Annotated in this window: 21 protein-coding genes and 2 pseudogenes; 13 read left to right on the top strand and 10 right to left on the bottom strand. The window is 71.1% G+C overall.

The genetic code is table 11. The features are described 5' to 3' along the window. Positions 1–119: 119 nt before the first annotated feature. Complete coding sequence (locus IE257_RS15945) at positions 120–857, top strand: dienelactone hydrolase family protein (protein ID WP_189969031.1); 738 nt, start codon at positions 120–122, stop codon at positions 855–857. 285 nt (positions 858–1,142) lie between these two features. Next, complete coding sequence (locus IE257_RS15950; protein WP_268251409.1) at positions 1,143–1,445, top strand: C2 domain-containing protein; 303 nt, start codon at positions 1,143–1,145, stop codon at positions 1,443–1,445. A 182-nt stretch (positions 1,446–1,627) separates the two neighbouring features. Here the strand turns inward: IE257_RS15950 and IE257_RS15955 are convergent, their stop codons facing one another. Then, positions 1,628–2,257: a winged helix-turn-helix transcriptional regulator gene (locus tag IE257_RS15955; RefSeq protein ID WP_189969034.1), complete on the bottom strand. Its 630-nt coding sequence runs from the start codon at positions 2,255–2,257 to the stop codon at positions 1,628–1,630. A gap of 81 nt (positions 2,258–2,338) precedes the next feature. Between IE257_RS15955 and IE257_RS15960 the strand changes: the two genes are divergently transcribed. The 5 genes from IE257_RS15960 (at position 2,339) to IE257_RS15980 (ending at position 6,630) form a co-directional block, all read left to right on the top strand. Beyond that, complete coding sequence (locus IE257_RS15960; RefSeq protein WP_189969036.1) at positions 2,339–3,091, top strand: MBL fold metallo-hydrolase; 753 nt, start codon at positions 2,339–2,341, stop codon at positions 3,089–3,091. A 23-nt stretch (positions 3,092–3,114) separates the two neighbouring features. After that, positions 3,115–3,759 (top strand): NAD(P)-dependent oxidoreductase, encoded by a 645-nt coding sequence (locus tag IE257_RS15965; protein WP_189969037.1) that lies wholly within the window; start codon positions 3,115–3,117, stop codon positions 3,757–3,759. Positions 3,760–3,762: 3 nt separating this feature from the next. Continuing rightward, positions 3,763–5,028 (top strand): multidrug effflux MFS transporter, encoded by a 1,266-nt coding sequence (locus IE257_RS15970; RefSeq protein WP_189969039.1) that lies wholly within the window; start codon positions 3,763–3,765, stop codon positions 5,026–5,028. Between the two features lie 347 nt (positions 5,029–5,375). Next, the gene (locus tag IE257_RS15975; RefSeq protein WP_189969041.1) at positions 5,376–5,948 is read left to right on the top strand and encodes a DUF4240 domain-containing protein; all 573 of its coding nucleotides are present in this window, start codon (positions 5,376–5,378) and stop codon (positions 5,946–5,948) included. Positions 5,949–6,285: 337 nt separating this feature from the next. Next, positions 6,286–6,630 carry a hypothetical protein gene (locus tag IE257_RS15980; RefSeq protein WP_189969043.1) on the top strand — a complete coding sequence of 115 codons (345 nt, stop codon included), beginning with the start codon at positions 6,286–6,288 and terminating at the stop codon, positions 6,628–6,630. Positions 6,631–7,076: 446 nt separating this feature from the next. Here IE257_RS15980 and IE257_RS15985 read toward each other — a convergent pair whose 3' ends face one another. Next, positions 7,077–7,292: a DUF6479 family protein gene (locus IE257_RS15985; RefSeq protein WP_189969045.1), complete on the bottom strand. Its 216-nt coding sequence runs from the start codon at positions 7,290–7,292 to the stop codon at positions 7,077–7,079. A 226-nt stretch (positions 7,293–7,518) separates the two neighbouring features. Between IE257_RS15985 and IE257_RS15990 the strand changes: the two genes are divergently transcribed. Next, entirely contained in the window at positions 7,519–7,725 is a 207-nt protein-coding gene (locus tag IE257_RS15990; RefSeq protein ID WP_189969047.1) for a CsbD family protein, read from the top strand. Between the two features lie 187 nt (positions 7,726–7,912). Here the strand turns inward: IE257_RS15990 and IE257_RS39420 are convergent. Both IE257_RS39420 and IE257_RS39425 read right to left on the bottom strand, forming a co-directional pair. Further along, positions 7,913–8,389, bottom strand: a pseudogene (locus IE257_RS39420) (oleate hydratase); the annotation flags it as partial. Positions 8,390–8,516: 127 nt separating this feature from the next. Further along, positions 8,517–8,888 (bottom strand): annotated as a pseudogene (locus tag IE257_RS39425) (oleate hydratase); the annotation flags it as partial. Here IE257_RS39425 and IE257_RS16000 point away from each other — a divergent pair. The 3 genes from IE257_RS16000 to IE257_RS16010 all read left to right on the top strand — a co-directional run bounded on the left by IE257_RS16000 (position 8,862) and on the right by IE257_RS16010 (position 11,395). Continuing rightward, positions 8,862–9,533 carry a HEAT repeat domain-containing protein gene (locus IE257_RS16000; protein WP_189969049.1) on the top strand — a complete coding sequence of 224 codons (672 nt, stop codon included), beginning with the start codon at positions 8,862–8,864 and terminating at the stop codon, positions 9,531–9,533. The pseudogene IE257_RS39425 and the gene IE257_RS16000 sit on opposite strands and share 27 nt — an antisense overlap. 3 nt (positions 9,534–9,536) lie before the next feature. Further along, entirely contained in the window at positions 9,537–10,595 is a 1,059-nt protein-coding gene (locus tag IE257_RS16005; RefSeq protein WP_189969051.1) for a MerR family transcriptional regulator, read from the top strand. Between the two features lie 374 nt (positions 10,596–10,969). Next, positions 10,970–11,395, top strand: a complete 426-nt coding sequence (locus tag IE257_RS16010) for a subtilase-type protease inhibitor (RefSeq protein WP_189969053.1) — start codon at positions 10,970–10,972, stop codon at positions 11,393–11,395. Between the two features lie 12 nt (positions 11,396–11,407). On the opposite strand, the gene IE257_RS16015 is transcribed toward IE257_RS16010, so the two are convergent. From IE257_RS16015 to IE257_RS16025, 3 genes are all read right to left on the bottom strand, one after another. After that, on the bottom strand, positions 11,408–12,337 hold the full coding sequence (locus tag IE257_RS16015; protein ID WP_189969055.1) for an alpha/beta fold hydrolase: 930 nt from the start codon (positions 12,335–12,337) through the stop codon (positions 11,408–11,410). A gap of 85 nt (positions 12,338–12,422) precedes the next feature. Next, complete coding sequence (locus tag IE257_RS16020) at positions 12,423–14,876, bottom strand: SpoIIE family protein phosphatase (protein WP_229920393.1); 2,454 nt, start codon at positions 14,874–14,876, stop codon at positions 12,423–12,425. A gap of 94 nt (positions 14,877–14,970) precedes the next feature. Continuing rightward, entirely contained in the window at positions 14,971–16,182 is a 1,212-nt protein-coding gene (locus IE257_RS16025) for a PP2C family protein-serine/threonine phosphatase (protein WP_189969059.1), read from the bottom strand. Between the two features lie 137 nt (positions 16,183–16,319). Between IE257_RS16025 and IE257_RS16030 the strand changes: the two genes are divergently transcribed. Then, positions 16,320–16,811: an SRPBCC domain-containing protein gene (locus tag IE257_RS16030; protein ID WP_189969061.1), complete on the top strand. Its 492-nt coding sequence runs from the start codon at positions 16,320–16,322 to the stop codon at positions 16,809–16,811. 9 nt (positions 16,812–16,820) lie between these two features. Here IE257_RS16030 and IE257_RS16035 read toward each other — a convergent pair whose 3' ends face one another. After that, positions 16,821–18,308, bottom strand: a complete 1,488-nt coding sequence (locus IE257_RS16035) for a SulP family inorganic anion transporter (protein WP_189969267.1) — start codon at positions 18,306–18,308, stop codon at positions 16,821–16,823. 169 nt (positions 18,309–18,477) lie between these two features. On the opposite strand from IE257_RS16035, the gene IE257_RS16040 reads away from it, so the two are divergent. Then, positions 18,478–19,752 carry a cytochrome P450 gene (locus IE257_RS16040; RefSeq protein WP_189969064.1) on the top strand — a complete coding sequence of 425 codons (1,275 nt, stop codon included), beginning with the start codon at positions 18,478–18,480 and terminating at the stop codon, positions 19,750–19,752. Here the strand turns inward: IE257_RS16040 and IE257_RS16045 are convergent. Beyond that, a complete protein-coding gene (locus IE257_RS16045) occupies positions 19,749–20,420 on the bottom strand; it encodes a hypothetical protein (protein ID WP_229920394.1) in 672 nt (223 codons plus the stop codon). The genes IE257_RS16040 and IE257_RS16045 overlap by 4 nt on opposite strands. Then, the gene (locus IE257_RS16050) at positions 20,417–23,071 is read right to left on the bottom strand and encodes an amino acid permease (RefSeq protein ID WP_229920395.1); all 2,655 of its coding nucleotides are present in this window, start codon (positions 23,069–23,071) and stop codon (positions 20,417–20,419) included. Before IE257_RS16050 ends, IE257_RS16045 begins: the two co-directional genes overlap by 4 nt. Positions 23,072–23,105: the final 34 nt, after the last annotated feature.

Here is a 23,105-nt window from a genome sequence, read left to right on the forward strand (position 1 = left end):
CGAGATGTTCTTGAAGACCTGAGCGATCGGCCCCCGTATTTCAGAGGGATACCCGCGCTGTTCTGCCGGCGGCAGAACACCGGCCGGACCGGGCCCGACGATCACTACCGTCAAGTCTCATGACGACGATCACGACGCGTACGGTCGAGTATCCGGCGGACGGTTTGACGATGATCGGGCACCTCGCGCTCCCGGCCGGTGTCGACCGCCGGCCCGCGGTGCTGCTCGGACCAGAGGGCATGGGGCTCAGCGACGTCGAGCGCCGCCGGGCCGATGCTCTCGCCGAGCTGGGATATGTAGCGCTGGCCTTCGACCTTCACGGCGGGCGCTATTTGGGCGACCCCGAGGAGATGCTGGCCCGTTGCCTGCCGTTGCTCGCTGATCCCGACCGGATGCGGGGCATCGGTCATGCGGCGCTCGACGTGTTGCGCACCGAACCGCGGACCGACCCCGACCGGATCGCCGCCGTCGGCTACGGCACCGGGGGCGCTGTCGGGCTGGAACTCGGGCGCGGTGGCGTGAGCCTGCGCGCGATCGGGACGGTCAACGCACTGACCACGGGCCGACCGGGCGAGGCGGCGCGCATTCGCTGCCCGGTGTGGGCCGGGGTCGGGTCGGAAGACCCGATCATGCCGCCCGCGCAACGGAACGCGTTCACCGCCGAGATGCAGGCCGCGGGCGTCGACTGGCGCCTCGCGGTCTACGGCGGCGCCTTGCACGCCTTCCACCACCCGCCGGTCGACCACCCCGTGGTCCCCGGCGTCGGCTACCACCCACGGCACGCGCAGCGAGCCTGGCGCGACGTCGTCGACCTGCTCGCCGAGTGCCTGCCCGTGACGGAGGATCTGCGGGCATGACCTCCCCTCAAGTCCGCACAGCAGAACCACATTGGGGCGGAGGCTCGATCGCGGAGACGCGTTCGCAACTGCCTCAGTGAATACCGCATTTACTGCGACGGAGCCCCTGCCGTGATCGTCGCGACCTGCGGCGGTCCGTTCCGGCCGCCAGGGCGAGGTGTACGCATCGGGGTCTCTGGACAGGTAGGGCGACTCACCCGCTGACGTCTTGGACGGGATGAGGGTGCTGCGGCGGGAAGGCGGCCCGCAGGCACGTGACCATCGTTGAGCAGTCATGATCCATTCGTGGACGGGCCTACCGGCTCTAACGGCCCGTATGTAATCGCATCTGTGGGCACACCGAGCCACGAGACGAAGGTGAAGGTGGAGGCGGGGCGCGACGCTACCTGGAACGAGACCTTCACGTTCACGCTTCAGGAGTCGGGCACGACCGTGGATCTTGAGGTGTACGACAAGGACACTTTGAACGCCGATCTCATCGGCGGAACGAAGATCCCGCTGGAAACCGTCCTGCAGCAGGGGAAAGCGTCGGCCTGGTACCCCATCGGCAAAGCTTCCAAAAGCGCGGCGAAGTACAGGTGGACATGAGCACGCAGACCATCTGACAGGCATGGCCGTACCACCCACGACACGCCACAGGCTCAGCAGGTGTCCTGCTGAGCCTGTGGTGCCGGGACGGGACGGTCGGGCTGCCGTGGGACAACCGGAATCAAGATGGGCCGATCGTCGCTACTGGTCGTTCCAATCCTCCTACCAGTCTCACACCCGGATCAGCGGGGCAGGATGCGCAGTACTGCCTCGCGTTCGCCGCTGAGCCGCAGGCCTTGTTGTACTGCGGCGCTCAGATCGAGGTCGCCGAGCAGGGTCGCGGCCAGCAGGTGCGGCGGTCCGGTCAGGGACGCGGTGGGGTGGTCGACCCGGCCGGCGTGGGTGTGCACCGAGCCGTCCTTGACTTCGATGACCAGGTCTTCGTTGCCGTCGGCGTGCAGTTGCAGGGCGATTGCCGGCTGGTCGGGGCGGTGGTCGGTCAGTGCCCGGGCGGGCATGTCCAGCCAGTGGGTGCGGAAGGTGTCGCTGCCGCCCGGCTCACGCAACAGCGGAATTCCCCATCGGCTCAGTTCCTGCAGCACCGGCTCCAGCTCGCGGCCACGCTCGGTGAGGGAGAACAGGGTGGTGGCCACCGGCGGCGGGGCGGCCTCGCGGTGGATCAGGCCGGCTTCCTCGAGTTCGCGGAGCCGGTCGACCAGCAGGTTGCTGGCGATCCCGGGCAGACCGTTGCGCAGGTCGGTGTGCCGGCACGGACCCAGGGCGAGCAGTTCACGGACGATCAGCAGGGTCCATCGGTCGCCGACGGTGTCCAGTGTTTTCGCGATGCCGCAGTACTGCCCGTAGGTGCGCATGCCACCACCCTACATCGTGGTGTTGAGATTCAAAACTCTCTTGTTGACTTTCTCAACAACGTCGGTCTAGCGTCGCTGCCCATGACCACCACCCTTTCCGTGCGTCGGCTGGCCTGGGCCGGCGTCGAGATCCGTCTCGGCGACACCCGCCTGCTGATCGACCCGCTCGAGAACGTCGCTCCGCTGGCGCCGGTGATGGGGCCGCCGCACCGGCCGGTCGACCCGGTCGATACCCCGCCCGGCACCCACGCCCTCATCACCCACCTGCACCCCGACCACTACGACCACGATCTGATCGCCCGGATCGCGGCCACCGGCACGATCGGCTGCCACACCCCGAGCGCGGCGGCGCTGCACGAGGTGGGCATCACCCCCGTTGCCCAGGACCTGGGCCAGTCACGGCGCATCGGAAAGCTGACCGTCACCCCGGTGACCTCGCTGGACTGGCGCGGCAACGACTGTGACCAGGTCGCCTGGGTCGTCGAAGGCGCCGGCCGGCGGGTCATCCACTGCGGCGACACCCAGTGGCACGGCAGCTGGTGGCAGATCGCCCGCGACCACGGCCCGTTCGACGTCGCGTTCGTCCCGGTCAACGGCGTCATAGCCCACTTCGAGGGCTACGCGGCCAACGTCCCGGCGACCATGACCCCCGAGCAGGGCGTCGAGGCCGCCGTCGCACTCGGCGCCGGCACCGTCTGCGCCATGCACTACGGCCTGTTCCACAACCCGCCGTTCTACACCGAACAACCCGACATCGAGCAGCGCTTCCAGCACGCCGCCGACGAGCGGGGCATCACCGCGGCCATCATCGCCGACGGCCAGCCCGTCCTCTGACCATCAGAAACAAGGAGCAACACATGAAGATCGTCCTGTTCGGTGCCAGCGGCAACATCGGCCGGCCCACCACCGAGGAACTGCTGCGTCGCGGCCACACCGTCACCGCGGTCACCCGAGCCGGCCACGTCGACGGACTCAAGCACAAGGCCCTGACCGTGACCACCGGTGACGTCACAGACGCCGCCGCGGTCGCCGGCCTCGCCGCCTCCCACGACGCCGTACTGTCGGCCGTCGGCCCCCGGATCGGCCAGGAAAGCGACCGCGCCACGATCGTCGGTGCCGCCCGTGCGCTGATCGACGGACTCCGCCGAGCCGGCGTCACCCGCCTGGTCACCATCGGCGGTGCCGGTAGCCTACGCACGCCGACCGGCGCCCGGGTCATGGACGACCCGGACTTCCCCGCGCTGTGGAAGGCCAACGCCGAGGCCCAGTCCGAAGCGCTCGACCTCTACCGCGGCGTGCACGACCTCGACTGGACGTACGTGTCGCCCGCCGCGGTCATCGGAGCGGGCGAGCGGACCGGGGCCTACCGCAGCGCCGGGGACACCCTGCTCACCGACGACGACGGCAACAGCCGCATCTCGTACGCCGACTACGCGATCGCCTTGGCCGACACGATCGAGAGCGGCACCGCGATCCGCCGCCGCATCACCGTGGCGTACTGAGCCATGAGCAACGACGCCGCCGGCCGGCACACCCGATTCATCGTCCTGCTCGCAGCGCTCGTGGCCCTGGGACCACTGTCCATCGACGGCTACCTGCCCGGACTGCCGGACCTCGCCGGCGACCTGCGCGCCAGCGCCGCGGCCACCCAGCTCACCATCACCGCCTGTCTGGTCGGGCTGGCCATCGGGCAGCTGATCGCCGGGCCGCTGAGCGACATCTACGGCCGGCGGCGTCCGTTGCTGGCGGGCCTCGCCCTCTACACGATCGCCAGCGCGCTCTGCGCGGTGGCGCCCGACGTCCGGACCTTCGTCGGCCTACGCCTGGTCCAGGGCATCGGCGGGGCGTTCGGCATCGTCATCGCCAACGCCATGGTTCGCGACCGCACCTCCGGAACCCGCACCGCACGTCTCTTCTCCGCACTGACCTTGATCACCGGCCTGGCGCCGGTGTTCGCGCCGGTCCTCGGCGGCCAGCTACTGCGCGTCACGGCCTGGCCGGGGATCTTCGTGGGCCTGGCCGTACTCGGCGCCGTGATGCTGGCGGCCTCCGCCGCAGGACTGCCGGAGACCCGGTCCTCCGCGTCACGCCAGCCCCTGCCGGCTGTCGTCGGGCAGCTGCTCAGCGACCGGGTCTTCACCGGGTACGTCCTGGCCAACGGCCTGGTCTTCGCGGCGATGTTCGCCTACATCTCCGGCTCGCCGTTCGTCCTGCAGGAAATCCACGGCCTGTCACCGCAGCAGTACAGCGCCGTGTTCGCCGTCAACGCCGCCGGACTCATTGCGGCCGCCCAGATCAGCGGCCGGCTGGTGGCCCGGGCCGGCGCCCGCGTGCTGCTGCTCGCCGGTCTGCTGGGCGCGACAGCCGGTGGCACCACGGTCCTGGGCGCGGTGCTGACACGGGCACCCCTGCCCGTGCTCCTGATCGGCCTGTTCGTCCTGGTCTCCAGCGTGGGCCTGGTCATGCCGAACGCCGCGGCCCAGGCCCTGGCCGACCACGGCGGACACGCCGGGTCGGCAGCCGCTCTGCTCGGCTTCAGCCAGTTCATGTTGGGCGGGGCACTTGCTCCGCTGGCCGGCGCGGGTGGCGCCACCGACGCCTTGCCGATGGGAATCATCGTCGCCGTGCTGCCGGCGCTCGCTCTGCTCACACTCGGCGTCCTCACCCGGTCGATGCCCGGTGAGCGCACTCGCAGGCCGGCTCGCCAAGGACGTGCCGGGCCCCGGCGACCGCACCGGCACATCGATCGCAGAGGAGCCGGCATCCAGTGAATCGGGCCAGCGTCTGGCGAACAGGGTGATTCCGCGATCAGCGTGACAGACGTACGACGACGGTCGGGTGCAGCGACGCGTGGAACGCGAAAGATCGGCGTCCCGCCGCAACGAGGCAGGACCTCCGCGATCCGCCAGCTCGTCCTCCAAGCCCCGGCACCCATCATCGCGAAGGCACTCGGGTACCGCGACAAGACCGCCACCCGCCTGGTCACCGAAGCCGGAGGAACCTGGAGTCGATATGCACCTGGCGACCACATACGCTGACAGGAGCGACGTGGCTGTTCTGGTGAACCAAGCTGCCGCGACCGGCCCGATGCCAGTACCAGGTGGCAGGCTCTGCCTCCATGAACAAGCAGCAGTTCTGGCAGCTCATTGAGGCAGCCCGCAATCAGGCGTCCAACCCGAACGACGGCGAAGCGGTCGCTCGCGAGGCGACCTCGCTGCTGGCCTCCCGGCCGGTCGAGGAGATCGTCGCAGCTGAGCAGGTTCTGTGGGACCTGATGGTTGACTCCTACAGCAATCCTCTCTGGGCCGCTGCTTACCTTGCCAACGGTGGGTGCTCTGACGACGGCTTCGACTACTTCCGCGGCTGGCTGATCGCTCAGGGCTGTGAAGTATTCGAGCGCGTAGTCGCTGATCCCGATGCCCTGCCAGAACTGCCCATCGTCCAAGCCTCCGCAGCCGACGGCGTCGACCTGGAGGGTGAGGACATGCTGGGCATCGCCTGGAACGCACACATCTCGGCGACCGGTGATCAGCTCCCAGCGAGCCCACCCACCATCCGCTACCGGGAGCTGGACCCCACCTGGAACTTCGATTCCGATGACCACGACGAAATGACCCGCCGACTGCCCCGCTTGGCAGCTGGCAGCCGGACTACCCGATTGACCGAGCTCCAGAATGTGCTGAACGGCTGAAATTCCCTGGAGCGACCTTAGAGCAGGGCAGCCCGGGGAAGCTTTCAAGGGACACGGTATGTCGGGGAGCTGCCTCATCCACAAGCCCCAGAAAGAAGGAAAGCAACGTGCGAGAGCACACGTCGCGTGAGACCTCCTTGGAAGATTTCGCGCCAATTGCTGCACTGCTTCGCGAGGAAATCGAGGAGGTAGTCGCCAATACTTCAACTGTGGGTGCCGCGACTCCTCGCGAAGACGTTGAACCAACGCCGCGCACGGAGCCGGCAGATGACATCCCAGACTCTATCGTCGAGCAGTGGCGGCAGCGCAGGGCTGCAGGTCAGGAAAGCAGCTAAGCATGCCCTACTTCACGAACGCTCACACGGCCGTGGTCGCCGTGGCAGGCATGGAATACGAGCCCGAGTGCGCTGTCGACGGTGATCCATTCATCGCCTTCGGCTGGTTTAACTTGAACCCAAACCAGCGCGGATACATGCTCGGCAATCGGCGCTACTTCTACTGGTACGCAGAGTCGGTAGACGGTCTCGTTTGGGGGAACGGTCCGTATACCGTGCACGTTCCCCGCACACGCTTTGTCAAATGCCGGGATGTGGCATCCTCCACCGGGGAATACATCGTGAGGATGCAACAGCATGACACGGAGAAGTTTCCTGGCGGCGTCAGGCTCATTCGTAGCACCTGAGCGGGCTGCCATGCCCTTGGTGAGCTGGTAGCTCTTGCCGATCTCACCGTTACGGACTCACGGTCTCCCACGTCGCAGTGCTGCCATTGCGCGTTCCCGGTCGCGGGTGGGGTGTGGGATGTCGATGCAGCCGAGGCCGAGGCCGAGGCCGTGGCCGAAGGCCTGAGCTGACCGCGCAGTTGGCGCGGGCAGTGGCGGCACGGGGCCCGTACCCGTTGGCGATGCGTGTCCGTGACGAGCTGGGCGAATGGTTCGCGGACGCCGAGCGGGCGGGCCGAGTGGCGCGTCCGGGCCGGTCGTGGCCGGACAGCTCGACATCGTCGAAGCAACTGTCTTCGGTACTGGCGCGAGAATCCGGCAGTCGGGGAACGTCCGGCGCCCTGGGTGCAGCCTCCGGCCTGCTCTGTCCTCGGGAGCCCACCCGGCACCGGAGCGAGGAGGCCGGGTCAGGGGCGGGGGTGGCCCTGGTTCGGGTCGTCCTGGGGGGTCTGCCAGGAGTCGCTGCGCGGCTGCGGGGGCGGGCCGACGGGGGAGCGGCGGCGCGCGGCGCGGCGGCTGCCCCACCAGAAGGCGGCGACCAGCAGGGCCGCGATCAGCACGCCGACGACGATCAGGAGCAGGGACGGGGTTACTCCGGCGGACAGCACGGTTGCGAGGTTCATGGTCGGCGCCTACCCCCGATCGTCCGCGTCGTGCATCGGGAGAGGCCGCGCATTGCTGTGCATGCGAGAGGGGCGACTGGGCAGACGGCGTGTCGGAGGCGGATGGCGATGGTTCCCCTGTTGCTCGTTCTTCTGCTCGTCGTCGTTCGGCACCTTCCGCACACACGCGGCAACCCGATTCGTCCCGTACGGGCCTCGTCGGGGTGCCCGGATCAAGGAGTTCACCATGGTTGACAAGGGAAAGACGGACCAGGCCAAGGGCAAGGCCAAGGAGGCCGTCGGCAAGGTCACCGGCAATGACCGGTTGAAGGCCGAGGGCAAGACCGACCAGGCGAAGGGCAAGGCGAAGGAGGCCCTGAACGAAGCCGCGGATCGCGCCCGTGGCGTCCAGGACTCGCTGCGTGGCGACCGGGACAAGCCCGACAGGACCTGACGACGCCCCGGTGGGGCGCTTCGCGGCTCACCGCCGGGCGGGATGCGGCCCCCGGCGCCTCGGCGTCGCGGGGCCGTGCCCCGTTCCGGATCCGGGGTGGCTGCCGGTCCAGGCGGAGCAGGCGTGCCACGGCGGTCCAAGCCGTCCGCACCGACTGCTCGACGGTGAACACCACGTCGTCGGGGACTTCGGCGTACTGGCCGATGAAGGCGAGGTTGGTGGATCCCGCCGGAACGACCTCGGGGCGGTCACCGGCCTTGCGGACCAGGAACTGGCTGGTGATGTACGGCATCAGGGCCGGCCGCACGGTCGCGGACTCGATGATCTGCTCGCTCTGCGCGAGCCGCAGGTGTCCGCACACCTCGGTCAGGATCTCCCGGCCGGTGCACTCGGCCATCGCCTTGCCCACATGGTCGCCCGTCCGGTCGGGGAACAGCGCGTAGCCCCACCACACATAGGTGTCGTCGGGCTGCTGGCGGAAGTGCGGCTGGTGGTTGAGGACGATGGTCAGCAGCCAGCGGGAGTCCTTGAAGGTGATCAGCCCGCCCCTTGCCGGCTTCGCTGCCGGAGAACTCCTCCATGGCCTTGAAGAAGGTCGGATCCTTGGTGGTGACGGTGAGCCACGAGGCGTCGGGGGCGGAACTGTCCCGTACGGGGGCTGCATCGGTCGATCCGAGCATCGAATTCGCGGTCATCGAACCGTTGGTGACGAACACCAGGTCCTCGGGGGCGAGGTCGTAGGTGCACTCGAAGTGCAGTTCGAACATCCGCCCGCCGCGCATGGTGTAACCGGCGTCCGGGTCTCCCTCCGCGTCCAGGTTTCCGCCGGTGCGGTTCCGGGCCTCCAGGATCGTGATGTCCGCGCCGGCGAAACCGCCCTCCCGGATCAGCAGCGCCGCCGCCGACAGGGAAGCGATGCCCGCAGCCACGAGACAGGCCTTGGCCACGACGCGTCGCCGCTCGCCGGGGGCCTCGTCGTCCCCGGTCGGCCGCGCGGTCACCCCCGCCAGCCCACCACCCGCTGCGGGGCGGCCGCAATCCGGGTGCGCCATTCGGGGGACAGCGGTGGGCCGTGGGGGCCGGCTTGACCTTGACACGGTGACAAGGTCTTCACTGCGGTCCAGGAGGTGGTGGCGATGACCACGACAGGACAGGACACCCATACGGTGCGAGCACTCCGGGAGCTGGAGGACACCCGAGCGTCGGTGCGGCTGCGGGCAGCGATGGCGATCGGCTCGACCCCGGACCCCCGGTCCGTCGAGAGGATCGTCGAACGGTGCGCGACCGAGCCCGAGTTCTCCGTACGCGAGATGCTGACATGGGCACTCACCCGTCACTCGGCGTCCGTCACGGTTCCGCTGCTGATCGGCGAGCTCCGATCCGAGCTGCCGCAGGCACGGAGCCAGGCGCTGCACACGCTGTCCAAGATCGGGGAACGGCAGGCGTGGCCGGCGATCACCCGGGCGCTCCTGTCCGACGCGGACGACGAGGTGGCGCGCAGTGCCTGGCGGGCAGCGGTCGTGCTCGTGCCCGAGGGCGAGGAGTCCGAACTGGCCGGAGCGTTGGCGACACAGCTCGGGCGGGGCGGGCACGAGACGCAGCTCAGCCTCAGCCGGGCACTGATCGTCCTCGGTGAGGCCGCATCTGCGACGCTGCAGGTTGCCGTGACGGATCTCGACCCCCGCGTGCGTCATCATGCGGTCGCGACACAGCGGCTGCTGCGCGACCCGGAGGCCGGCTTCGAGTCCGCGATCGAGGAGGCGAAGCGCGTCGCGGTCCTGCAGGACGGGCCAGGAGGAGGAACGTAGTCCGTGTTGATCGGTGATGTGGCCAGGCGGTCCGGGGTCAGCGCCCGCATGCTCAGGCACTACGACGCGCTGGGCCTGGTGCGGCCGACCGGACGCACCGTCTCCGGCTATCGGGAGTACTCCGGCGAGGACATCCGGCGGATCTTCCACGTCGAGAGTCTGCGGTCCCTGGGGCTGTCGCTGCGTGAGGTGGCGCGCGCCCTGGACGACCCCGGCTTCAGACCCGCGGAACTCGTCGAAGACCTCGCCCGTCAGACCCGCGAACGCATCGCCGTCGAGACGGCACTGCTCACACGGCTGCGCCGGATCGGCGCCGCCGAACCGACCGAGTGGGAGGACGTGCTCCAGACCGTCGCGCTCCTGCACGCGCTGGGTTCGGAGAACGCCGCGAACCGGCAGCGTGCGGCGCTGTCCTCCGGCGAGGAGGCAGCCGTACCCGTGGACGCGCTGGTCGAGGCGGCGTTGGGTGAGGAGGATCCGGTCGTTGCCGGTGCCCTCCGGTGGGCCGTGGCGCAGTCGGCCGAGGCCGCACTGGAACTGCTGGCGGACGGCCTGGACTCACCGGTGGCCGCGGTACGGGAGCGGGCCGTCCGGTCCATCGCCGAGATTCCGCACGAGCGGGCGGCCGCCCTGTTGCAGGGCGCCCTCCGGAGCCCCGACCGGGTGGTCCGCGGGCATGCGGCCCTCGCGCTCGGAGCGCAGGGAAATCCGCAGGATGGACCGCACGGAGAACCGCACGGAGAACAGGGCGCGGTCGACGTGGTCCCCACGCTGGTCGACATGATCGTCGAGGGGACGAACGACGTCGACGCGGCCGACGCGCTGAGCGCCCTGGCGAGCAGCCCCGCGGCGGCCGATCGGATCGCCACCGCGATGGTGGGCCGCCTCGCCGCCGACCCCGACGCACTGCCCTCCCGGCGACGGCTGACGCAGGCGCTCGCGGACATCCCCGGAGCCACGGCCGCGCGCGCCCTCGCCGAGCTGTCGCACGACGAGGATCCTGCCGTCGCGCTGACCGCGGCGTACCTCCTCACGCTTCGCGAGGCGCGGCAGCCGGACTGAACGTCCCTTGGTTCGGCAGCGGTTGCAGGACGGTGGAGTGGTTGATTCCGAAAGGGCTGTGGACCCGTCACCGCATCGATCCGGTCACCCTGGTGGGCCGTTCGGTGAACCGGACGTGGCCGCCACCAGGGCGGCAGGTGGGGGAGAGGCCGCCGGGCCGGACGAGACGCCGTCCTGTCGCACGGTGTGAGCGGCCGGATACCAGGCGTGAGCTGCGCGAACACCCGTCCGATCGTCGGTATCCGAACTAACTGTCCGTAAATCGACCGCCAGTGTGCGGCAACCCTTCATACCTGGCAGGCTCGGCCTCGCTTCGGCGCTGCATACAAGATGCGATGCGCCAAACCACCTTTGAATCGAAAGGGAGTCCTCTCATGCGTCACCGCTTAGCCACCGTCTCCGCCGCCGCTCTCCTCTGCCTCGCCGGCGCCACGGGCCTTGCGGAGGCGAGCCCCACGAGCCTGTACGCCCCCTCCGCCATGGTCTTCACCGTCACCCAGGGGGACGACGTCGCCACGGGCACCGTCCTGCGGGCGGCCGTCCTCAGCTGCGCCTACACCGCCGAGGGCACGCACCCCGCCCCCAGGGCCGCGTGCGACGCCCTGGGCGCCACCGAGGGCGAGTTCAACCGCCTGCTGTCCGCCCCGGAACCGAACCGTGCCTGCCCGCGGCACTACAACCCCGTCACCATCACCGCGGACGGCGTGTGGCGCGGCAGCCACGTCGCGTGGAAGCACACCTTCGCCAACGCGTGCGTGATGTCCGCGACCCTGAACGGCAACGCCCTCTACGCGTTCTGACGCCGCCGGGTCTCAGCGATTGCCGCTGCGGTCCGCGATCAGGCGGATCGCCGCGATCGTGAGGTCCGGGTCGTGCAGCTGGACGTAATGGTCGCTGCCGGTCGCCAGGAGGTGCGGGGTCTGCGGACGCAGCTCCACCAGCGCCTGTTGGGCCTGCGGCCAGGCCTTCTCCAGCGCGGCGAGCAGCTCCCCGGACATGGTGGGAGGAGCCGCGAAGGGCGCGGTCTTGCTGAGCACCGCGACCGGGACCGCCGGGACCGGTCCGCCGCCGTCGATGGCGGTCACCCCGCTGTCGATGTCGACCTGTTCGAAGTCCGGGTCGGCGTCGAAGGGGGTCCCGGGGTGCCGCAGCGCTTCGACGTACGGCGCCCAGTGCGCCCCCATCGCGGGCTTCAGCCCGGGGCCGAGCGCATCGACCAGGACCAGCCCGCGGACCTCGTCCGGGTGCGTCTGCGCGTACCGCAGGGCGAGCATCCCGCCGAAGGAGTGTCCCACCAGCAGGTAGGGCCCCGGCACGTGCCCGGCGGACAGCAGCCGGTCCAGGTCCTGGACCATGGCGGCCAGGGGCCGGGTGCCGCTCACCGGGGTGCTGCGCGTGGTGAGCGTCGGTGGCTGCGTGTAGCGGATGGTGCCGGGCCGGTCGTAGGTGCACACCCGGGTGAAGGCGGCCACCCCGGGCAGCACTGCCGGGGCCTTCGGCACCGGAGGGGTGGTGTCGGTCAGCGACCACGGGTCGGAGGCCTCGTGCAGCCCGGACAGCAGGACCACGGTGGGGCTGCCGGAACCCGCGCACTGCAGGTACAGGCTCCGCCCGCCGCCGATCTCCACCTGCCGCCCCGAGTCCCCGGAGCCGCCTGGGTCCCCGGAACCCGGTCCGGCGGCCGTGACCAGAAGGAGGGCGGCCACCGCGGCTGCCGTCCGGCCGGGCACACGCCAACGCATACACCCAGCCTCCCGCCCCGCCCGCCGCCCCGCCAATCGAACCCGCCGCCCCGAAGGCTCCTTCGGGCGGCGCCCCACGAGGGCCTCACCCCGCGCGCCGGTCGCTCTCGGGGTGCCAGGGGATCTCCGCCCACACCTGCTTGCCGCCGCTGAGCGGCACCGAGCCCCAGGCCGCCGCCGTCGCCTCGACGATGAGCAGTCCGCGACCGCCCGTCGATTCCCAGCTCACCCATATCGGTTTGACGGGGCTGCGCGGCGAGGCGTCGTTCACGGCGATCCGCAGCCGGTCCGCCGACAGGGTCAGGTCCATGCCCACCTCGCCCTGCGTGTGCGCGATCGCATTGGTGACCAGCTCGGACACGACCAGCAGGGCTTCGTCGAGTGTGTCCACCACGCCCCACGACCGCAGGATGCGCGCGGTGAAACGGCGCGCGTGCAGGACCGCGTTGGGCACCCGCCACACCGTCCAGTGGCTCCGCTTCGGCCGGTCGCCCGTGCCGTCGTAGCGCAGCATCAGCAGTGCCACGTCGTCGTCGCGCCGCCGGCCCCCACCGACGAGCAACTCGTCGGCCACCTCTCCGGCATCGACCGGGTCGGCCGCGGCGAGCACCTCGCACACCCGCCGCATGCCCTCCTCCATGGGCAGTCTGGCCGACTCGACCAGGCCGTCCGTCAGCAGGACGAGCAGGGTGCCGGGGAGCAGCCCCACCTCGGTCATGGGGAACTCGGCTTCCGCGAGCACCCCGAGAGGAGGCCCGCCCTCGACCACCATCTCCTCGGCGACGCCGTCCGGATGACGCAGGATCGGCGGGAGATGGCCCGCCCGTACGACCCTGGCGATGCCCTCCTCCATGTCCAGGTCCACATATCCGCAGGTGGCGAACAGATCGGTCTCCATGCCGACGAGGAGACGGTTGGCCCGCGCGACCACCACGTCGGGCGGGTGCCCCTCCACCGCGTACGCCCGCACCGCCGTACGCATCTGGCCCATGATGGTGGCGGCCCCGGCGCTGTGCCCCTGTACGTCCCCGATCACGAACGCCACATGACCGTCGCGCAGCGGAATCACGTCGTACCAGTCGCCGCCGACCTCCAGGCCGGCCGTGGCGGGCAGGTAGCGGGCGACGGCGATCCCGCCCGGCAGCTCCGGGAGCTTACGGGGCAGCAGACTGCGCTGAAGCATGGTGGCGAGTTCGTGGCCCGCGTCCAGCGCGTGGGCGCGCACCAGCGCCTGCCCCACCAGCCCCGCCGTCGCGGTCAGCAGCGACCGCTCCTCCGGTCCGAACCGGTGCTCCCCGTCCCACCCCACCAGGCACACCCCGACCATCCGGCCGTCGGCGGGCAGCGGAACCACCGCGAGACCACCGGGCCCGACGCCCAGCAGACCGGGTTCGAGAGCCTCGCCCGGCGGCCACAGGCTCAAGTGGCCCCCGCGCAGGGCGCTCTGCAGGGTGGGGAGGTCGCTGAGCGACACTTCGGGCCACTCGGACCGCCACTCCGAGCGCCAGACCTCGGGCCAGGCATCGGGCTCCGGGGGGCCGAGGGCGGTGACGATGAGCCGCTCGCTCTCCAGTTCCCCGACCGCGACCCGGGAGGCGCCGAGCGGCTCGCGCAGGGCGGCGACCGCCAGCCGGCTGACCTCGCGGATCGTCGCCGCGCCCGCCAGCGTGGCGGACAACCGCTGGACGAGGGAGACCTCGTCGGCGCTGGGGCGCAGATACGTGGCATCGGCCACCACGCCCAGGACGCGCCGCGGCGTTCCGCCGGAGTCCACCTCCACACGGCACCGCAGCCCCAGCCAGCGCAGCTCGCCGTTCGGGCGGCGGATCCGGAACGCCAGCTGCTGTCCGGTGGCGGCCAGCCGGTCCGGCTCCACGATCGCCATCAACGCGGGCATGTCGTCGGGGACGGCGCAGGCGAGCAGGGTCTCCACCTGCCCGTCGAACTGCTCGGGAGGCAGCCCGAGCAGCTCCAGTACGTGCGCGTGGGCCTCCATGCGGCCGGTGTCCAGTTCCAGGATGAACGCGCCGCCCTGATCGGGTACGAGGGACTGACCCAGGTGTGCCTGCGGCGCCGGGGGTCTGCGCCCGGCGAAGCGCGCGGCGACCGATTCGAGTCCGGCGGCCACCTGGTCGGCGTAGAGCTCCAGAAGGCTGCGGTCGTCGGCGCTGAAGCCGTCCCCCGCCTGCCCGGCGACGACCAGGCAGCCGAGCTCCTGCGCGCCGTGTCCCAGGGGCAGCGCGCCCAGCGAGATCCGGGCCGGCGAGTCGGGGGCACCGTCCCGGACCCGGGTCGGGAAGTGGTGGGGGTCGTCCTCGATGAACGAGGCGAGCTCCTTGGGAGTCAGCCACAGCGGGCGGCCGGAGCGGAAGGCGTTGGCGGCGGGCGAGTGCCCCGCCAGGGCGAGGATCGCGGGCAGCCCGTAGAGGATGCCGCGGTTGCCGGTCAGCTCGGCGAGATGGAGTTCCCTGCCCTGGTCGGCGACCACGTAGACAGCGGCGAGCTCGGCCCCGCAGAACGCAAAGCGATGACTGGTCACTTTCCGTATCACATCCTCCGGAGGGCATCCCGCTGATCGCCCTCCCTCCATGCTGTCGCCCCCGGGCCCGTTCGGGCGACTCGGAACACGGACGCTACGCCGGACCGGTCGCCGCACCGTGGTCCCCGTCCCCGTCCCCGTCCCCGTCCCCGTCCCGGTCCCCGTCCCCGTCCGCGTCCTCGCATCGGTCGACGAGTACCACTGCCACGTCGTCCGCCAGGCGGCTGCGGGTGTGGCGGAGCAACGCCTGGTGCAGACCTTCCAGGAACGCCGCCCGGGAGTGGTCGCGCATGGCCGCCATGGCCTCGGCCAGGTCGAAGAAGGTGCCCTTCCCGTCGCGGGCCTCGATGACGCCGTCGGTGTACAGCAGCAGCCGGTCGCCGGGCACGAACGGATAGCGGTCCGGCTGAGCGGGAGGACCGCTGATGAACTCCTCGAGACCGAGCGGCGGCAGCGGGGCGGTGGGCATCAGGGACCGGACCGTGCCGTCGTGCAGCAGCAGCGGTGGGGGATGACCCCGGTTGATCACCTCGACGTGCGGGCCGTCCGGGATCTGGGCCACGAGCGCGGTGACGAAGCCCTCCAGGAGGAGGGCGTCGTCACCGCCGGTCGCGCCCGCGGCGACGGCGTCCCTCCGCAGGGCCGCAACACACCGGTCGATGACCTCCACCAGGTCCTCCTCGTAGTGCACGGCTTCGCGGAACGCTCGCAGGACGATCGCGGCGGCCCGTACGGCGGGCAGTCCCTTGCCCCGGACGTCCCCGACGATCATCCGTACCCCGTACTGGGTCTGGACCACGTCGTAGAGATCGCCGCCGATCTGCGCGCCGGTCTCGGCCGCCAGGTACGTGCTGGCCGCCCGCACCGGGCCCAGCCGGTCCGGTACCGGCCGCAGCAGTACCTCCTGGGCGGCCGTGGCGATCCGGCGGACCTGGTTGAGTTCGTTCTCCCGGCGCGTGCGCGCCGTGCGGCTCGTCAGGAAGCTCGCCACCGAGACCAGGAACAGGGCGAGGAAATTCGTGTAGACCTGCTGGGTTCCCCAGGCCTGGTTGTAGGTGGCGGTGGCCACGCTGACCCCGACGGCCGTCCCCGCTGCCGCGAGCGTGCCCGTGGGCCCCATCGTCACCGCCGCCAGCGCCGGTGTCGCCACCAGCAGGGGGCCGGTGTACAGCACGTGCAGGGGGGTGAACTCGACGAGCAGCACCAGCAGGGCGATCGCGAAGGGCACGCACGCCGCGAAGACGAAGAGGACCTGGTGGTGACCTTCGGCTCGCGGTCCAGGGGGCGAGCGCAAGGGCGCTCTCATGAGTCCAGCCTGCCCCTCCGTGCCCCGTGGCCGCCACTCCGGTCCCCGGGCCCCCGCGAACGACCGAGCGGGCGGCGCCCGGGGCATGCCGGTGTCGGACAGCGCGTCGCACGGGCCCCGGCGGGCAGAATCGGTCCATGAGCAGGACAGACCGTGGGAGTCGGTTTATCGCAGCTCCGCCGGCGGCCGTCTACGCCGCCCTCCTCGACCGGGAATCCCTGGAGAGGTGGCTGCCGCCGGACGGGATGCGCGGGAGGGTCGAGCGGTGGGATCCGCGGCCCGGCGGGGGATTCCGGATGGTCCTGACCTACCTCGATCCCGCTGACGGGCTCGGCAAGACGTCGGATGCGACGGACGTCGTCGAGGTCGTCTTCGCGGACCTGCTGCCTTCGCGGCACGTGGTGCAGCGGGCGGTCTTCGAGGCCGACGACCCCCGGTACGCGGGGACCATGACCCTGACCTGGCACCTCGCCGCTGTCGGTGGGGGGACCGAGGTGAGCGTCACGGCCGAGGACGTGCCGCCCGGCATCGACCAGGCCGTGCACGAGGCGGGGATCGCCTCCTCGCTGGCCAACCTGAGGTCGTACGTCGAAGCCGCCCGGCCCGGGACGCCGTCGCCCGGGCGGTGAGTTCCCGGGTCAGTCGGCCGTGGCGAGTTCGCCGCTGAGCGTCCGGTGCAGGCGGGCGCTCGGACCGTTCAGGCCGGTGATCTCGACGGTCTTGCCGCGCTGGGCGTAGCGGTGCTCGATCGCGTCGAGCGCCGCGACCGACGAGGCGTCCCAGACGTGTGCGGCGGACAGGTCGATGACGACCTTGTCGGGGTCGCCGGCGTAGTCGAAGCGGCCGACGATCTCGTTGGAGGAGGCGAAGAACAGCTGGCCGCTGACGGCGTAGACGACCTGGCTGCCGTCGGGGTCGGTGACCGCAGTGACATCGGCGAGCCGGGCGACGCGCCTGGCGAAGATGACCATCGCGGTGACGGATCCGGCGACGACGCCGACGGCGAGGTTGTGGGTGGCGACCACGCAGGCCACGGTGACGACCATGACGGTGATCTCGCCCGCGGGCATCCGCCGGAGGGTCTTGGGTGCGACGGAGTGCCAGTCGAAGGTCGCGAAGCAGACCATGATCATGACGGCGACCAGGGCGGCCATCGGGATCTCCGAGACCACCGGGCCGAAGACGATGCACAGCACCATCAGGAACACGCCCGCGAGGAAGGTGGACAGGCGGGTCCGGGCGCCGGAGACCTTCACATTGATCATGGTCTGGCCGATCATCGCGCAACCGCCCATCCCGCCGAAGAACCCCGTGACGATGTTCGCGACGCCCTGCCCGATGGACTCCCGGGTCTTCGACGAGGCGGTGTCGGTGATCTCGTCGACCAGCTTCGCCGTCATCAGCGACTCCATCAGCCCGACGAGCGCCATGGCGAAGGCGTACGGGGCGACCGTGGTCAGCGTGGCGAGGGTGAACGGTACGTCGGGCAGCCCGGGAACGGGTAGTGCGGACGGGAGCGCGCCCTTGTCGCCGACCGTCGGTACGGCGATTCCGGCAGCGACGGTGATCACGGTGAGGATCGCGATCGACACCAGCGGGGCCGGGACCGACCTCGTGATCCTCGGGAACAGGACCAGCAGCGCCAGGCCGGCGGCGAGGAGCGGGTAGACGGCCCACGGCACGTTCCGCAGCTCCGGAACCTGGGCCATGAAGACGAGGATGGCCAGGGAGTTCACGAAGCCGACCATCACCGAGCGCGGGATGAACCGCATCAGCCTGCCCACGCCCAGCGCGCCGAGGACGATCTGGAAGACCCCGGCCAGGATGACGGCGGCCACCAGGTACCCGAAGCCGTGCTGCCGGTTCAGCGGAGCGATGACCAGGGCCACGGCTCCGGTGGCCGCGGAGATCATCGCGGGCCGCCCGCCGACGACGGCGATGGTCACGGCCATGGTGAAGGAGGCGAACAGGCCGATCGCCGGATCCACCCCGGCGATGATCGAGAAGGAGATCGCCTCCGGGATCAGCGCCAGCGAGACCACCAGCCCGGCCAGCACCTCGGTACGCAGCACCTTCGGCGACAGCCAGGACGGGCGGAAGCCGCGCAGGCGCACGGGTATGGACACGGCGGAGTCGGGCAAGGGAAGCAGACCTGTCAGTGCGAAGGACGGAACGCGGGAACGCGGGAACGGAGGAACGCGGGAACGAGAGAACGACCCCCAAAGGTACCGCGCGGGCCGCGGCACCCGGCCGGGCGCCCGGTGTGCGGGCGGCCCGGCGGGGTAGCCGACGGGCATGACCCGACTCACGACGACCCTCGCCCCCTGGACCGACAGCACCCTCCCCCTGCTGGCCCGCGGCTACGCCTGGCTGCCCGACCGGATGCGTGCCACGCACGGCGGGCCGGTCCGCACCCGGCTGCTCGGCCGTCCGGCGATCGCGCTGCGCGGCCCCGCGGCCATCGGCTTCTTCTACGACGAGAGGCACATCAGCCGCACCGCGGCCCTTCCCGGACCCGTGCTCGACACGCTCTTCGGGCAGGGCGCGGTGCACACGCTGGACGGCGACGCCCACCGCGCCCGCAAGGCCATGTTCCTCGCGCTCCTCAAGGACGAGGCGGGGGCGGCGGCGCTGGCCGACCACGTGGTCCTCCAGTGGTCCGAGGCGCTGACCGGCCGTGACGGCGGCCGGCGCGTCGTGCTCTTCGACGAGACCGCGTTGATCCTGGCCCGCTCCGTCTGCGCGTGGACGGGCGTACCGCTCTCCGACGAGGCCGCCCGGCAGATGGCAGGGGATTGCACGGCCATGGTCGACGGCTTCGCCACTCTCGGCGTCCGGCACTGGCGTGCCCGCGCCGCCCGCGCCCGTCAGGAGGACGCCCTCGCCGCACTGGTCCGCCTCGCCCGAGAGGGCGAGGAGCTCGCGGGCGACAGCGGCACCGCGTTCGAGGTCGTGGCCTGGCACCGGGACGCCGACGGCCGCCTCCTCGACCCGCACACGGCAGCCGTCGAGCTGCTCAACATCATCCGGCCCACCGTCGCCATCGCCTGGTTCGCCGTCTTCGCGGCGCACGCACTGCACCGCTGGCCGTCCCACCGGGACCTGCTGCGCAAGGATGCCGACGGGCACTACGCGCGGGCGTTCGCCCATGAGGTGCGTCGCTTCTACCCCTTCGCCCCGTTCGTCGGCGGCCTCGCCGCGACCGACCTCACCTGGCAGGGCGAAACGATCGCGAAGGACACCCTGGTCCTGCTCGACCTCTACGGCCACCACCACGACCCCGAGCTGTGGGACGCCCCGTACCGTTTCGACCCGCAGCGGTTCGTCGGACGCGAACCCGGCGCGGACGAGCTCGTCCCGCAGGGCGGCGGGGATCCGGCCCACGGCCACCGCTGCCCCGGCGAGGACATCACCGTCGCCCTGCTGGCCACGCTCGCGGCGGAACTCGCCGCCCTCGACTTCGACGTCCCCGAGCAGGACCTGTCGATTCCGCTGTCCCGGATCCCCACCCGCCCGCGCAGCGGATTCGTCCTCACCACGGCCCGGCAGGATCCGAGGGGGACGGTCTAGCCGAACGGCCGGCGGGGCACGGTCGGAGCGGAGATACGTTCGACCGTGGAGACGACCCGTACCAGTGCCGGCGTGGCGGGCGCCGACGCGAATCCGAACCGGACGGGCGGAACCACCGGAGCGAGCGGACCGAGGTCGACCCCCGCGAACGATGCGACGGCCGAGGTGATCACATGGAGGTCGCGGGCGGCGTACCACTGCCGCCACCCGGGCCGCGAGCTTCCCCGGGTCCGTACGCCGACCAGCAGCCGTGCGGGCCCGCTGACCAGCGCGGCCCAACCCGGCCGACGGGCGAGCGGCCCAGGTACGGCCCGCAGCGCGAGGCCGAGCCCTCCGCGGCGGCCGACGGTGAAGCGCAGGCGCAGGCTTCCGGCGGCGACGTCCCACACCGGCCCCCTGCTGTGCACGGCCACCGGTCCCGTCCGGACCTCGTCGAAGTGGTAGACGCCCGCGATGTACTCCGCCGTACGGGCGGTCGGAGCCAGCAGGATGCGACGCCCGTCGGCGCGCTCCAGCATCACGTCGCTGAACGGCCCGAAGGGGGACCGCGGCCAGTGGCCCACCACCACACGGGTGCCGGACTCCGTTCCGACGGCGGCGATCCAGCCGTCGAACGTCAGGCGGTCTCGCCCCTTGACCACATGTGCCGCGGGCTCCTCGGTGCTCACGGCCGCTCCGTCGGAGCCACGAGCTGCTCGGTCCAGATGGTCTTTCCGGCGGCGGTGTAGCGCGTCCCCCACCGGTGGACCATCTGGGCGATGAGGAAGAGGCCGCGGCCGCCCTCCTCGTCGGTGGCGGCGTGGCGCAGATGCGGTGAGGTGTGGCCGGTGTCGGAGACCTCGCAGACGAGGTTCTCGTCACGGATCAGCCGGACGTGGACGGGGCCGTCCGTGTAGCGGATGGCGTTGGTGACCAGCTCGCTGACGATCAGTTCGGTGACGAACGAGAGATCGTCGAGCCCCCAGGCCTCCAGTTGCCCGGTGACGGCGGCGCGGGCGACGGCGACCATCGCCGGGTCGGATGCCAGCTCCCACTGCGCCACATGGCGCTCGTCGAGCATCCGGGTCCGGACCAGGAGCACGGCCACGTCGTCGTCCACGGGCCCGGGCAGCAGTCTCGCCAGGGCGAGGTCGCACAGCTGCTCCAGGGGGCGCCGGTGCCGGGAGAGCGTTTCGGCGAGGCGGCCGAGGGCCTCGTCGCGGTCGTGGCCGACGGCATGCGTCAGACCGTCGGTGAACAGGGCGATGAGGCTGCCGGGCGGCAGCTGGAGTTCGACGTTCTGGAAGGTCTGGCCCCCCAGGCCCAGCGGGGGGCCCGACGGCAGGTCAGGGAAGGAGACCGTACCGGTGTCCGCCTCCACCACCGCGGGCGGCCAGCCGCCCGCCCGCGCCATGGTGCACCGCCCCGACACCGGGTCGTAGACGACGTACAGGCAGGTCACCGCGGCAACGTCCGGACCGGCATCGGACCGTGCGCCGTCCCGGCGGAGCTCGCCGTTCCCACCGCGCTCGCCGCCGTCCCTGCCGAGCTCGCGGGCCCACTCCGAGGAGGTCTGCCGGGCCACGTCGTCCAGGTGGGAGAGCACCTCGTCCGGAGGCAGGTCCATCCTGGCGAGGACACGCACGCTCGCACGCAGGAGCCCCATGGCGGCAGCGGCGTGCAGTCCGTGCCCCCGCACATTGCCGACCACCAGGGCCACGCGCGTGCTCGACAGCGGAACGAGGTCGAACCAGTCGCCGCCGACTCCGGACCGGCTGTCCGCCGGCACGTAGCGGCTCGCCGCCTCGACGGCCGTCTGCGGCTCCAGTTTGCGCGGCAGCAGGCTCCGTTGCAGCTTCAGGGCCGCGGTGTGTTCCCGGGTGACGACCAGCATGAGGACGACCCCGATCAGCAGGGCGCCCAGCCCCACGACGGCCACCCCGCCCGTCGGCCCGAGCAGCGGCAGGTCGATGGAGGTCGCACCGTAGTGGGGGTCGGCGTAGACGTGGAAGCCCGCGTAGCAGAACACCGAGAGCATCATCAGGCCGCCCAGCCCCGGCAGCAGGCCCTTGGACACGAAGTCCTTCGTACTGCGCGTCAGCACCCTGCGGTAGTACCAGACGCAGGCGAAGCCGGTCAGGCCGTAGTAGAAGGCGATGGCGAGGCCGACCGACTCGATCGAGTCGGCCAGCACGTCATGGCTGATCAGCGTCAGCAGGACGTAGAAGGCGATCGAGGCCAGACCCATCCCGACCGTCGACCAGGTCGGGGTGAGGTATTTCCGGTGGACCCGGGCGAAACGGGCGGGAACGGCCTTGTGCGCGGCCATCGAGAAGACGGTCCGGGCCAGGGGCAGGATCGTGGTCTGGGTGGAGGCCGCCGCCGAGGTGACCACCATGAAGATCAGCAGCCCGGTGAGGAACACGCCGACGCCCTGATCGCCGAAGACCGCGCTGCCGAGATCGGAGAGCACGTCGTCGGCGTTCTCCTGGTTGCCCAGGCCGATGCCCTCGGTCCCGACGCCGGCGAAGGCCTGCGCCGAGGTGGCGACCGCGACGTAGATGACCAGCAGCAGGACGGTCGAGATGACCGCGGCGCGCCCGGGGATGTGCGTGCTGTCGGCGGTCTCCTCGTTGACCGTGACGGCGGTGTCCCAGCCCCAGTAGATGAAGACGGCCGCCAGCAGCCCCGCGGTCAACGCCTCGGCGCTGGGTACGTTCAGGGGGTTGAACCAGGAGGCGGAGACGCGGATCGCCGTCGCCGGGGGATCCGCGTAGACCTTGGTCATGGCGGTGACGGCGAAGACGATCAGTACGACCACCTCGACCGTCAGCAGGCCGCGCTGCAGGGCGGCGGAGATCTCGATGCCCACGTAGGAGACGGCGGTCATCACGGCGATCCAGAGGACCCCCGCGATCGTGGTCCACAGCCTGCTCTCGGCGAGCGACTCGTACCCGAACAGCCGGTACGTGTAGACACCGGCGATCTCCGCGAGGTTCGCCATGACGATGACGTCGGCAACGATGATCCCCCAGCCGCCCATCCACCCGATGCGGGGGCCGAAGGCCCGGGTCGCCCAGGTGAAGGTGGTCCCGCAGTCCGCGTCCGTGGCGTTGAGCTCCCGGTAGGCGTAGGCGATCAGCAGCATCGGGATGAAGGCCAGCATCGTGATGACCGGGGCCTGGGGGCCGACCCGCGTCACGATGAGGCCGAGCGTGGCCGCGAGGCTGTAGGCGGGGGCGGTGGACGCCACGCCGATGGCCACGGAGGAGGCCAGGCCCAAGGCGCCCGTCTTGAGGCCCTTCTCCCCGGCTCCGGGACCCGCGGCGATCGGAGCCACTTCCTCCACGTAACCACTGGGCGGCGTCACAACC

Origin of the sequence: Streptomyces avidinii, from assembly GCF_014650695.1 — a bacterium.
In the GTDB taxonomy this organism is placed as follows: Bacteria; Actinomycetota; Actinomycetes; order Streptomycetales; family Streptomycetaceae; genus Streptomyces; species Streptomyces avidinii.